The organism is Pseudomonas sp. P20 (assembly GCF_016463925.1).
Lineage (GTDB): Bacteria > Pseudomonadota > Gammaproteobacteria > Pseudomonadales > Pseudomonadaceae > Pseudomonas > Pseudomonas aeruginosa.
Window position 1 is genome coordinate 201,120 of record NZ_JAEMVM010000022.1, and the last position, 12,857, is coordinate 213,976.

Annotated in this window: 10 protein-coding genes; 8 read left to right on the plus strand and 2 right to left on the minus strand. The window is 67.1% G+C overall.

Going from position 1 to position 12,857, the window contains the following annotated elements; translation table 11 throughout:
• Positions 1–39: 39 nt before the first annotated feature.
• Positions 40–1,095 (minus strand): nitronate monooxygenase, encoded by a 1,056-nt coding sequence (gene nmoA, locus JHD77_RS23890; protein WP_003111998.1) that lies wholly within the window; start codon positions 1,093–1,095, stop codon positions 40–42.
• Between the two features lie 107 nt (positions 1,096–1,202).
• Here nmoA and nmoR point away from each other — a divergent pair, with 107 nt between their 5' ends.
• The 6 genes from nmoR (at position 1,203) to opmD (ending at position 10,082) form a co-directional block, all read left to right on the plus strand.
• On the plus strand, positions 1,203–2,057 hold the full coding sequence (gene nmoR / locus JHD77_RS23895; RefSeq protein WP_003104733.1) for a LysR family transcriptional regulator NmoR: 855 nt from the start codon (positions 1,203–1,205) through the stop codon (positions 2,055–2,057).
• A gap of 79 nt (positions 2,058–2,136) precedes the next feature.
• Positions 2,137–3,303, plus strand: coding sequence for a gluconolactonase PpgL (gene ppgL / locus JHD77_RS23900; protein WP_031756505.1), 1,167 nt, complete (start codon positions 2,137–2,139; stop codon positions 3,301–3,303).
• 650 nt (positions 3,304–3,953) lie between these two features.
• A complete protein-coding gene (mexG, locus tag JHD77_RS23905) occupies positions 3,954–4,400 on the plus strand; it encodes a multidrug efflux RND transporter inhibitory subunit MexG (RefSeq protein WP_003093607.1) in 447 nt (148 codons plus the stop codon).
• A gap of 7 nt (positions 4,401–4,407) precedes the next feature.
• Complete coding sequence (gene mexH / locus JHD77_RS23910; RefSeq protein WP_003104731.1) at positions 4,408–5,520, plus strand: multidrug efflux RND transporter periplasmic adaptor MexH; 1,113 nt, start codon at positions 4,408–4,410, stop codon at positions 5,518–5,520.
• A gap of 12 nt (positions 5,521–5,532) precedes the next feature.
• Positions 5,533–8,622 carry a multidrug efflux RND transporter permease MexI gene (gene mexI / locus JHD77_RS23915; RefSeq protein WP_003114727.1) on the plus strand — a complete coding sequence of 1,030 codons (3,090 nt, stop codon included), beginning with the start codon at positions 5,533–5,535 and terminating at the stop codon, positions 8,620–8,622.
• On the plus strand, positions 8,619–10,082 hold the full coding sequence (gene opmD, locus JHD77_RS23920; RefSeq protein ID WP_003104727.1) for a multidrug efflux transporter outer membrane subunit OpmD: 1,464 nt from the start codon (positions 8,619–8,621) through the stop codon (positions 10,080–10,082). The genes mexI and opmD overlap by 4 nt, the downstream gene beginning before the upstream one ends.
• A 10-nt stretch (positions 10,083–10,092) precedes the next feature.
• On the opposite strand, the gene phzM is transcribed toward opmD, so the two are convergent.
• The gene (gene phzM / locus JHD77_RS23925) at positions 10,093–11,097 is read right to left on the minus strand and encodes a phenazine-1-carboxylate N-methyltransferase PhzM (RefSeq protein WP_016852432.1); all 1,005 of its coding nucleotides are present in this window, start codon (positions 11,095–11,097) and stop codon (positions 10,093–10,095) included.
• Between the two features lie 696 nt (positions 11,098–11,793).
• Between phzM and phzA the strand changes: the two genes are divergently transcribed.
• Entirely contained in the window at positions 11,794–12,282 is a 489-nt protein-coding gene (gene phzA / locus JHD77_RS23930) for a phenazine biosynthesis protein PhzA (protein ID WP_003118957.1), read from the plus strand.
• A 29-nt stretch (positions 12,283–12,311) separates the two neighbouring features.
• Positions 12,312–12,800, plus strand: a complete 489-nt coding sequence (gene phzB, locus JHD77_RS23935; RefSeq protein WP_003123955.1) for a phenazine biosynthesis protein PhzB — start codon at positions 12,312–12,314, stop codon at positions 12,798–12,800.
• Positions 12,801–12,857 lie beyond the last annotated feature (57 nt).

The following is a 12,857-nucleotide window of genomic DNA, read 5'->3' on the forward strand; positions in this document are numbered from 1 at the left end:
ACAGAGACAGTCATCGTCGCGCGCAGCGAACGGCCTCCCTCAGCCGCGCAGTTCCTCGACCAGCGTGCGCAGCAGTTCGGCGGCCGGCAGCTCCCGCGCCAGCGCCGCGCCCTGGCCGGCCCACTGGGCGGCGAAATCATGGTTGCCGCGAGCCAGAGCGGCGGTCTGCAACGCTTTGGTCGCGTCGTAGACGAACGGATAGTCCGGCAAGGGCGGCACTCCAGGCGCGGCGGCATCGAAGAACATCCGGTTGGGCAGGCCGCGGGCGCTGCGCCCGGACATGGTCACGGTCAGCGCGGTGCGCGCCGCGCGCGGCCCCTTCAGCGCCTCGCGGTAGGCGGCGTTGGCCGAGGACTCCGGACAGAGGACGAAGGCGGTGCCCATCTGCACGGCGCTCGCGCCCAGCTCCAGGGCGGCGCGGATGCCCCGTCCGTCCATGATCCCGCCGGCAGCCACCACCGGTAGCGAACCGCGCGCCGCCAGCAGGCGGACCAGCGCCAGGGTGCCGATGGCGGCGTCGCCGCGCTCCGGCTCGAACACCCCGCGATGGCCACCGGCCTCGATGCCCTGGGCGACCACCGCATCGGCGCCGGCGGCCTCCACCAGAGCCGCTTCCTCCGGCGTGGTGGCACTGACCAGTACGCGGATGCCCGCCGCCTGCAACGCGCGAACCTGGTCGCGGGGCGGCGCGCCGAAATGGAAGCTGACCGCCGCCGGCCGCTCTTCCAGCAGCATCGGCAGCAGAGTCGGGTCTTCGAGGAAGCTCAGGTAGATGTTGTTCAGGCGCGCCGGCGGCTCGGCGCCGAACTCGGCGAACAGCGGCTTCAGGTAGTCCAGCCAGGCGCGCTCGCGGGCCGGGTCGGCCTGCCCCGGGCGGTGGCAGAACAGGTTGACGTTGAACGGCTTGTCGGTCAGCCCGCGCACCTCGCGGATCAGCGCCCGGCCCTTCTCGGCGGCGCTACCGGTGATGGCGATCGAACCGAGCCCGCCGGCGTTGGATACGGCGGCGGCCAGCGCCGGCGTGGAGACGCCGAGCATGGGTGCCTGGATGATCGGCTGCTGGATGCCGAGCAGGCGCGTGAAGCGGTCAGTCATGGCGATTCCCTCTCCCGGTCGGACGACACCGCGTCGGCCGACGCTTGACCAATATATCTTCATAAAAGAATATTTTTAACAATTCATTCTCATAAAGAGATAGATCGATGGACCTTTCCTCCCTCGAAATCTTCCGCGCGGTCGCCCACGAGGCCAGCGTCACCCGCGCCGCTCAGCAGTTGCAGCGAGCGCAGTCGAACGTCACCACGCGGATCCGCCAGCTCGAGGAGGACCTGGGCGTCGAACTGTTCCTGCGCGACGGCAAGCGCATGAGCCTGACCGAACGCGGCAGCGAATTCCTCGCCTACGCCGAGCAGTTGCTGGCTCTCGCCGACGAGGCGCGTCAGTCGATGCATCCCGCCGAGCCCGGCGGGCGCCTGCGCCTGGGCAGCATGGAAAGCACCGCGGCCAGCCGCCTGCCGGCGCTGCTGGCGAGCTATCACAAGGCCTGTCCGCGGGTCGCCCTGGAAGTCTCCACCGGCACCAGTCGCGCGTTGTTCGATGGGGTGCGGGCGCGGCGCCTGGACTGCGCGCTGGTGGCCGCCGGCCCGGGCTGGGCCGGCGAACTCGATGGCAGCGGCCTGCGCGGCGAGCCGCTGTTCCGCGAGGAACTGCTGATGATCCTGCCGGCCGAACACCCGCCGGTCCACGACGTCGCCGAGGTGCGCCTGCGCACCCTGGCCGGCTTCGCCCGTGGCTGCACCTACCGGCAACTGGCCGAGGACAGCCTGGGCACGCCGCTGACGGTGCAGGAAGTCGGCTCCTACCATGCGATCCTCGCCTGCGTCGCCGCCGGCGCCTGTGTCGGCGTGCTGCCGCGCTCGGTGCTGCAACTGCTCGGCACGCCGCCGCTGCGCAGCCTGCCCCTTGCCGAAGTAGACACCTGGCTGGTCTGGCGCGAAGGCTACGCGACCGCCGCCTTCGAACGCTGGCGCGGCGTGCTGGGCCAGGCCGGCGACTGAGCGGCCAGGGGCGAACCCAACGGCCTGGCTCCGGTCCAACCCCGAGCCATCAGAACAATAGCGAGCCAAGGAGTTGCCCATGAGAAGACTGCCCACCCTCTGCCTGCTGGCCCTCGCGCCGCTCACCGGCGTGGCGCCCCAGGCCCAGGCCGCCAGCCTCTACAACCTGCTGGTGGGGACCTATACCGAAGGCTCCAGCGAGGGCATCCAGGTATACCGCTTCGACGGCGCCGACGGCTCGGTGAAAGGCCCGCTGCGCGTGGCCCATACCAGCAACCCCTCGTACCTGACCTTCGCCCCGGACCAACGCACTCTGTTCGTGGTCAACGAGAACGGACGGGGCGGCAAGGGCGATACCGTCGGTCGCGCCACGTCCTACCGTTTCGATCCGATCAGCGGCCGCCTGCAACAGATCAGCCAGGTCCAGACCCTCGGCGATCATCCGACCTACAGCAGCCTCAGCCACGACGGTCGCTACCTGTTCGTCGCCAACTACTCGGTACAGCCGGAAGGCTCGGTGGCGGTACTGCCGGTGCGCGCGGACGGCTCGCTGGCGCCGGTGGTGCAGGTGGAGTCGCACCAGGCCAGCAAGGTGCATCCGCGCCAGGTTTCCGGTCATGTGCACTCGGTGGTGTCCTCGCCCGACGGCCAGTACCTGTTCGCCCCCGACCTCGGCGCCGACAAGGTATTCGTCTACCGCTACGCCCCGGAACAGGCCGAACGTCCGCTGCAGGCGGCCGATCCGGCATTCGTCCCGACCCCGCCCGGCAGCGGCCCGCGCCATCTGATCTTCAGCGCCGACGGGCGTTTCGCCTACCTGACCCTGGAACTGAGCGGCCAGGTGATGGTGTTCGCCCATGAGGGCAATGGCCGCCTGCGTCAGTTGCAGACCCACGACCTGGCGCCTGCCGGCTTCCAGGGCAAAGTCGGCGCCGGCGCCCTGCACCTGTCCGCCGACGGCCGCTTCCTCGGCGTGCTCAATCGCGGCGACGACAACCAACTGGTGACCTTCGCCGTCGACCCGGCCGGCGGCCAGTTGCGTTTCGTCGAACGGCGCTCGGTGGAAGGCACCGAGCCGCGCGAATTCGCCTTCTCGCCCGGCGGGCGCTTCGTCCTCGTGGCCAACCAGAACAGCGACCAGTTGCGGGTGTTCGCCCGCGATCCGCAGAGCGGCCAGGTGGGCAAGACGCTGCAAAGCGTCGAGGTGGGGTCGCCGAGCGATCTGCGCTTCGTGGCGGTGCCGTGACCTTGCACTCGGCCATCCGCCGATACGCCGCTGGGCCGGCGGATCGGCGCTAAGCGGTCATCCGCACCACGGAGCCAGACCCGAAGCCCGCCCTGGCTCCAAGGCCCACAGGCATGGAGCTTCCGCCCACATACGGCAAGTCCTGTAGGGCGAATAACGCGAGGGGCGTTATCCGCCGCTGTCCCGGAGAACCGGCGGATAACCGCAAGCGGTTATTCGCCCTACGGAACCAGGATCCGCCACGTAGAGGTTTGCCATGCTTGCCCTCCAGACGATGGGGTAGCTAACTCGCCCCGGCAGGAGGTCGAATCGTCGCGCAGCGGGTCGAGCGACAGTGATGCCGCGAAGGCGTCTCGCTCCAGGGGGAACCGTCGCGACGGGTTGCCCGCAAGCTACACCCAGGCCCTCCCCCAATAGTCCCCGCGACCAATCGTCAGCCCCTCATCCCACCGTCCCGCGACACCAACGAATCCACCTGCAACCCACGCCCAGCAAGGCCTATAGCGCTAATCACAGACGCCCTTGACCTCAACTTAACTTGAGGTTTTATAGTCCCCGCTGCGGTCATACCGCCCCGTTTCCCCAGGACCACGAACCGCCCCCACGGCCGCTTCGCGGCGCCGGATGGCGACCAGCACAAGGAACGACCCATGCAGCGCTTCATCGATAACTCGCTCGAAAGCAACTGGCTCTGGCTGACCGCCCGGATCTGCCTGGCCCTGATGTTCGTCGCCTCGGGACTGGCGAAGCTGTTCGACTATCAGGCCAGCCTGGAGGAAATGCGCGCCGCCGGCCTGGAGCCGGCCTGGCTGTTCAACATCGCCACCGCCGTGACCCTGCTGGCCGGCTCCGCGCTGGTCCTGCTGGACCGCAAGCTATGGCTCGGCGCCGGGGCGCTGGCGGTGTTCCTGCTGCTGACCATCCTCATCGTCCACACCTTCTGGAGCAAGACCGGCGTCGAAGCCAAGCTGGCGATGTTCTTCGCCCTCGAACACATCGCGGTGATCGGCGGCCTGATCGCCACGGCCATCGCCAGCGCGCAACGCCAGCGGCTGCGCCAGGACGTCTCCGTGGCCGCCACCTACCAGAAGGCCTGAGGCGATCATGCAGAAACCCGTCCTGATCGCCAGTGCCGCGCTCATCTGCGCGGCGGTTATCGGCATCGCCGTCTACGCCACCGGCTCGGCGAAGAAAGACGCCGGCGGTTTCGCCGGCTACCCGCCGGTAAAGGTCGCCCTCGCCTCGGTGGAGCGGCGGGTGGTGCCGCGCGTCTTCGATGGCGTCGGCGAGCTGGAGGCCGGTCGCCAGGTCCAGGTGGCCGCCGAAGCGGCAGGACGGATCACCCGCATCGCCTTCGAATCGGGCCAGCAGGTGCAGCAAGGGCAGTTGCTGGTGCAACTCAACGACGCGGTGGAACAGGCCGAGCTGATCCGTCTCAAGGCGCAGTTGCGCAATGCCGAGATCCTCCATGCCCGTGCGCGCAAGCTGGTAGAGCGCAACGTCGCCTCGCAGGAACAGCTGGACAACGCCGTCGCCGCCCGCGACATGGCGCTCGGCGCGGTGCGCCAGACCCAGGCGCTGATCGACCAGAAGGCGATCCGCGCGCCCTTCTCCGGCCAGCTCGGCATCCGCCGCGTGCACCTCGGCCAGTACCTCGGCGTCGCCGAGCCGGTGGCCAGCCTGGTGGATGCGCGGACCCTGAAAAGCAATTTCTCCCTGGACGAAAGCACCAGTCCCGAGCTGAAGCTCGGCCAGCCCCTCGAGGTCCTGGTCGACGCCTATCCGGGGCGCAGCTTCCCGGCGCGCATCAGCGCCATCGACCCGCTGATCGGCAAGTCGCGCACGGTGCAGGTCCAGGCCTTGCTGGACAACCCCGAAGGCCTGCTCGCCGCCGGCATGTTCGCCAGCATCCGGGTCTCGCGCAAAGCCGACGCGCCGTCGCTGAGCGTGCCGGAAACCGCGGTCACCTATACCGCCTACGGCGACACCGTGTTCGTCGCCCACCAGGACGGCGACCGGCCGCTCAGCGCCAAGCGCGTCTCGGTGCGGATCGGCGAGCGCTGGGACGGTCGCGTGGAAATCCTCCAGGGCCTCGCCGAGGGCGACCGGGTAGTGACTTCCGGACAGATCAACCTGAGCGACGGGATGGCCGTGGAACCGGTCAAGGAAGACACCCTGAGCAGTGCCGCGCCCCCCGTGCCGGTCGCAGGCCGCTGAAGGAACCCCGCGATGACCTTTACCGACCTGTTCGTCCGCCGGCCGGTGCTGGCGCTGGTGGTCAGCACGCTGATCCTGCTGCTCGGCCTGTTCTCCCTGGGCAAGCTGCCGATCCGCCAGTACCCGCTGCTGGAAAGCTCGACCATCACCGTCACCACCGAGTACCCCGGCGCCTCCGCCGATCTCATGCAAGGCTTCGTCACCCAGCCGATCGCCCAGGCGGTGTCGTCGGTGGAGGGCATCGACTACCTTTCCTCGACCTCGGTGCAGGGGCGTAGCGTGGTGACCATCCGCATGCTGCTCAACCGCGATTCGACCCAGGCGATGACCGAGACCATGGCCAAGGTCAACTCGGTGCGCTACAAGCTGCCCGAGCGTGCCTACGACTCGGTGATCGAACGCTCTTCCGGCGAGACCACCGCGGTAGCCTACGTCGGCTTTTCCAGCAAGACCCTGCCGATCCCGGCGTTGACCGACTACCTGTCGCGGGTGGTCGAGCCGATGTTCTCTTCCATCGACGGCGTGGCCAAGGTCCAGACCTTTGGCGGCCAGCGCCTGGCCATGCGCCTCTGGCTCGACGCCGACCGCCTCGCCGGGCGCGGCCTGACCGCCTCCGACGTGGCCGAGGCGATCCGCCGCAACAACTACCAGGCGGCGCCGGGGATGGTGAAGGGGCAGTACGTGCTGTCCAACGTGCGGGTCAACACCGACCTGACCAACGTCGACGACTTCCGCGAGATGGTCATCCGCAACGATGGCAACGGCCTGGTGCGCCTGCGCGACGTCGGTACCGTCGAACTGGGCGCCGCGGCCACCGAGACCAGCGCACTGATGGACGGCGACCCGGCGGTGCACCTGGGGTTGTTCCCGACGCCCACCGGCAACCCGCTGGTGATCGTCGACGGCATCCGCAAGCTGCTGCCGGAGATCCAGAAGACCCTGCCGCCGGATGTCCGCGTCGACCTCGCCTACGAGACTTCGCGCTTCATCCAGGCCTCCATCGACGAGGTGGTGCGGACCCTGGTGGAAGCGCTGCTGATCGTGGTGCTGGTGATCTACCTCTGCCTCGGCTCGCTGCGCAGCGTGCTGATCCCGGTGGCGACCATTCCCCTGTCGATGCTCGGCGCCGCCGCGCTGATGCTGGCCTTCGGCTTCAGCGTCAACCTGCTGACCCTGCTGGCGATGGTGCTGGCCATCGGGCTGGTGGTGGACGACGCCATCGTGGTGGTGGAGAACGTCCACCGCCACATCGAGGAAGGCAAGTCGCCGGTGGCGGCGGCGCTGATCGGCGCCCGCGAAGTGGCCGGCCCGGTGATCGCCATGACCATCACCCTGGCCGCCGTGTACACCCCCATCGGCCTGATGGGCGGCCTCACCGGCGCGCTGTTCCGCGAGTTCGCCCTGACCCTGGCGGGCGCGGTGATCGTGTCCGGGGTGGTGGCGCTGACCCTGTCGCCGGTGATGAGTTCGCTGCTGCTCCAGGCGCACCAGAACGAGGGGCGCATGGGCCGCGCCGCCGAGTGGTTCTTCGGCGGCCTGACGCGGCGCTACGGGCAGGTCCTGGAGTTCTCCCTGGGCCACCGCTGGCTGACCGGCGGCCTGGCATTGCTGGTGTGCATCAGCCTGCCGCTGCTGTATTCGATGCCCAAGCGCGAACTGGCGCCGACCGAGGACCAGGCCGCGGTGCTCACCGCGATCAAGGCGCCGCAGCACGCCAACCTCGACTATGTCGAACTGTTCGCGCGCAAGCTCGACCAGGTCTACACCAGCATCCCGGAAACCGTGAGCACCTGGATCATCAACGGCACCGACGGACCGGCGGCGAGCTTCGGCGGGATCAACCTGGCGGCCTGGGAAAAACGCGAGCGCGACGCCTCGGCGATCCAGTCCGAGCTGCAAGGCAAGGTCGGCGATGTCGAGGGCAGCAGCATCTTCGCCTTCCAGTTGGCCGCCCTGCCCGGCTCCACCGGCGGCCTGCCGGTGCAGATGGTGCTGCGCAGCCCGCAGGACTACCCGGTGCTCTACCGGACCATGGAAGAGATCAAGCAGAAGGCCCGACAGAGCGGGCTGTTCGTGGTGGTCGACAGCGACCTCGACTACAACAACCCGGTGGTCCAGGTCCGCATCGACCGCGCCAAGGCCAACAGCCTGGGCATCCGCATGCAGGACATCGGCGAGTCGCTGGCGGTGCTGGTGGGCGAGAACTACGTCAACCGCTTCGGCATGGAGGGCCGCTCCTACGACGTGATCCCACAGAGCCTGCGCGACCAGCGTTTCACTCCGCAAGCGCTGGCACGACAGTTCGTGCGCACCCAGGACGGCAACCTGGTGCCGCTGTCGACGGTGGTCCGGGTGGCGCTTCAGGTCGAACCGAACAAGCTGATCCAGTTCGACCAGCAGAACGCCGCGACCCTCCAGGCGATCCCCGCGCCCGGCGTCTCCATGGGCCAGGCGGTGGCCTTCCTCGACGACGTGGCGCGCGGCCTGCCGGCCGGCTTCAGCCACGACTGGCAATCCGACTCGCGGCAATACACCCAGGAAGGCAACACCCTGGTGTTCGCCTTCCTCGCCGCCCTGGTGGTGATCTACCTGGTGCTCGCCGCGCAGTACGAGAGCCTGGCCGACCCGCTGATCATCCTGATCACCGTGCCGCTGTCGATCTGCGGCGCGCTGCTGCCGCTGGCGCTGGGCTACGCGACGATGAACATCTATACGCAGATCGGCCTGGTCACCCTGATCGGCCTGATCAGCAAGCACGGCATCCTCATGGTCGAGTTCGCCAACGAACTGCAACTCCACGAGCGCCTCGACCGCCGCGCGGCGATCCTGCGCGCCGCGCAGATCCGCCTGCGGCCGGTGCTGATGACCACCGCGGCAATGGTCTTCGGCCTGGTGCCGCTGCTCTTCGCCAGCGGCGCCGGCGCCGCCAGCCGCTTCGGCCTGGGCGTGGTGATCGTCTCCGGGATGCTGGTCGGCACCCTCTTCACCCTGTTCGTGCTGCCCACCGTCTATACCCTGCTGGCGCGCAACCACGCGGAAGTCGACAAGAGCCCGCGCAGCCGGCAACTGGCCGAGGCCGATCTGCTGGTGAACAAGGCATGAAGCGCTCCTACCCGAACCTTTCGCGCCTGGCGCTGGCCCTGGCGGTCGGCACCGGCCTGGCCGCCTGCAGCGTCGGCCCCGACTACCAGCGTCCGCAGTCGCCGCCGCCACGCGTCGCCAGCGAGCACCTCGGCGAGTTCTCCGGCGAGCGGCGGGAAGCGCCCTGGTGGAGCTTCTTCGACGATCCGCAACTGGTGCGCCTGGTCGACCAGGCGCTGGCGCGCAACCACGACATCCGCGAGGCCCGCGCCAACCTGCGCAGCGCCCGCGCGCTGTTCGACGACCGCTGGCTCGACCAGTTGCCGCAGGTCACCAGCCAGGCCGGCTACAGCCGCAGCATCGAACAACAGCTGGACTACGACGGCGAGCCGCGCCGGCGCCTGGCGGAGAGCTACCGCGCCGGCTTCGACGCGCAGTGGGAAATCGACCTGTTCGGTCGCCTCGGCCGACTTTCCGACGCCGCCCTGGCCCGCGCCGAAGCGGCCGACGCCGACCTCCGGCTGGTACGCCTGAGCATCGCCGCCGACACCGCCCGCGCCTACTTCGAGATCCAGGGCTACCAGCGCCGACTGGACGTGGCGCGCGCCCAGGTGCGCAGTTGGCGCGACACCCTGGAGCTGACCCGCAGCAGCCTGCAACTGGGCAGCGGCCTGCCGGAGGACGTGGAGAACGCCCAGGCCAACCTGCTGCGCAGCGAAGCGGCGATTCCGCCACTGACGACCGCGCTGGAGAGCGCCCGCTATCGCCTCGACGTGCTGCGCGGCGAGGCACCCGGCAGCGGCGCGCCGATCCTCGACGGCGGCGCCGCCGCGCCATTGGCGAAGAACCTGCCGCTGGGCGACGTCGACCGCCTGATCCTCCAGCGCCCCGACGTAGTCAGCGCCGAGCGGCAACTGGCAGCGAGCACCGAAGACGTCGGCGCGGCCACCGCCGAACTCTATCCGCGCCTCGACCTGGGCGGCTTCATCGGTTTCTTCGCCCTGCGCAGCGGCGACCTCGGCAGCGCCTCGCGCGCCTTCGAACTGGCGCCCAGCGTCAGTTGGCCGGCGTTCCGCCTGGGCAACGTGCGGGCCCGCCTGCGCGCCGTCGAGGCGCAGTCCGACGCCGCGCTGGCGCGCTACCAGCGCTCCCTGCTGCTGGCCCAGGAGGACGTCGGCAACGCGCTCAACCAACTGGCCGAACACCAGCGTCGGCTGGTCGCCCTGTTCCAGTCCGCGACCCATGGCGCGAACGCCCTGGAGATCGCCAACGAACGCTACCGCGCCGGCGCCGGCAGCTACCTGGCGGTGCTGGAGAACCAGCGCGCGCTGTACCAGATCCGCGAGGAACTGGCGCAGGCGGAGACCGCCTCGTTCGTCAACGTCATCGCCCTCTACAAGGCGCTCGGCTGGGGCAGCGGCGACCTGGCGCCGGGCGCCGGCCAACTGGCCGCCGGCGAAACCGCCGGGGCCAACCGTTGAGAGTTCCGATTCAGGCCCTGGCAGCGACGATCATGCGGGTTTCCATCGGCAGGTCGACGATCCGCTCCACCGCGAAGCCGCCGCGCCCGAGCAGGTCGACCACCTCCTCGGTGGTGCGGTGACGGCCAGCGCAGGCCATGAACAGGTGCACGTCCCAGAGCACCGACATCGGCGACGGCTCGCTGGCCGAGATGGTCCGCTCGATCACCACCACCCGGCCGTCGCCGGCCATCGCCTCGCGGCAATTGCCGAGCAACCGCAGGCTGGCGGCTTCGTCCAGATCGCCGATGATCCGCGACAGCAGGTAGATATCGCCGTTGGACGGCACCTCTTGCAGCATGTCGCCGCCCACCAGGCTGACGCGCTCCCCTGCCAACAGGCTGGAGAGGTTGTCGCGGGCCACGCCGAGGGAACCCTCGCGGTCGAGCATCACGCCCCGGGCGCTGGGCTCGGCCTGCAGGATGGCCTTGGTCAATTCGCCGGAACCGCCACCGACGTCGACGAAGTTACGCCCGCGGAAATCCAGGAGCCTGGGGATCTCGTGGAAGGCCAGGTTGCTCGCCTTCATCGCCAGCAGGAAGCGCCGGCCGGCATCCGGGCAGCGCTTCAGGTAGCTGTAGAAGTCTTCGCCGAACGCCAGCTCGAAGCCTGGGGTACCGCTGAGCAGCGCCTCGCAGGCGGGCGTCCAGGCGGCGTGGAACTCCTCGCCGTAGAACAGCACCATGTCGCGGAAGGAGCCCTCGACATCCCTCAGCAGGTGGCTGGTGGGGGTATTGGCGTAGCCGTCGCGGGTATCGCCCTGGAAGATCTCGAAGGCCACCAGCAGGCGCATCAGTCGATGGATGCGCTCGGCATCGGAACCGACCGCGGCGGCCAGCGTCTCGTCGCTGTCGATCCCGCTCTCGATCAGATCGGCCAGCCCGAGGCGCGTAGCGACGTAGACGCAACGGGACTTCCATTCCCCGGTAACAACTTGTATCAAATTACGCGCAGCAGCAAGATTCGAATTATTCATCTTTTATTCTCTCTCGTTACACATTTCCGTAACCCGAGAAGTACCCAAGCGCTCTATTTCGCACTTCTTGCCCGCTCGGCGAGAAATACCGCAGAACACCCCGGTTCATTCGGAACTTTGAGAAAAAATGCGCTCATCCCCCGGATCAGCGCTCCCTGGATCTCGTTGCGGAAACAACCCTGGAACTTTCCAACTGCCTGTTCCAGAGCCTTTTCCTGCGTACCGAAAGAATAAAATTACAACTTGGCTACAACCTCCGGCATTGCAGGAAGCATCAGCTTAGCAATCCCGCATACCCTGTCTGGCACCTACCAGATCTTGTAGTTGAGCCGGTACGAGCGTTCTGTGTTTTATGCAATCCACATCAGCGACCAGGGATGCTGGCTATTTGAAACACTTCACGGAATGACGCTGAAAGTCTTCGCGACCTCGTCTGTCGCACCTTAACGAAAGCATTGCGAATCCATTACCGACAGGTTTCCAAAAGAAACCCGGGATGAAACTCCTATTGCCTTTCGAAAATTGGAAACGACAGGCGAACATATGTAACGCGAAATTTCACCCTACGTATAAACAATGCGCCCAGCGAATATCGCTCCCTTACCGAGCGACGAACTCCTGCGCGCCAGCGAATAACCGATGCCGCGAGGGAAAAATTTCTCCGGCATACCTGCAGAGCCCTCTCGGAGGCGGCGCATGAACGGTCAGCGGCACAGGGAAACACCCCTCGACATCGAGCGTCTGCGGCGCCTGAATCGCGCCACGGTGGAGCGCTACATGGCAATGAAGGGGGCCGAACGGTTACAGCGGCACAGCCTGTTCGTCGAGGACGGCTGCGCCGGCAACTGGACCACGGAAAGCGGCGAACCCCTGGTTTTCCGGGGCCATGAGAGCCTCAGGCGGCTCGCCGAGTGGCTCGAGCGCTGCTTCCCCGACTGGGAGTGGCACAACGTGCGGATCTTCGAGACCGAGGATCCGAACCACTTCTGGGTCGAGTGCGACGGGCGCGGCAAGGCGCTGGTCCCGGGGTATCCGCAGGGCTATTGCGAGAACCACTACATCCATTCCTTCGAACTCGAGAACGGCCGGATAAAACGCAATCGCGAGTTCATGAACCCGATACAGAAACTGCGTGCATTGGGAATAGCCGTTCCGCAAATAAAACGTGACGGTATTCCCACTTGAATGACATCTACCGCCAAGGAGCATTGACGATGCCTGATACGACAAATCCAATCGGTTTCACCGATGCCAACGAACTTCGCGAAAAGAATCGCGCCACCGTCGAGAAGTACATGAATACCAAAGGCCAGGATCGCCTGCGCCGCCATGAACTTTTCGTCGAGGACGGCTGTGGCGGTTTATGGACCACCGATACCGGCTCGCCCATCGTCATTCGTGGCAAAGACAAACTTGCGGAACATGCCGTCTGGTCATTGAAGTGCTTTCCCGATTGGGAGTGGTACAACATAAATATATTCGGAACCGACGACCCCAATCATTTCTGGGTCGAATGCGACGGTCACGGCAAGATTCTTTTCCCCGGATATCCCGAAGGTTATTACGAAAACCACTTCCTGCATTCCTTCGAACTTGAAGACGGCAAGATCAAGCGCAACCGCGAATTCATGAACGTCTTCCAGCAATTGCGCGCCTTGAGCATTCCGGTCCCGGAAATAAAACGCGAAGGCATTCCCACTTGATCGAAACGATATCTCCTGCCGAAGGGGGACCCACCATGGACGATCTATTGCAACGCG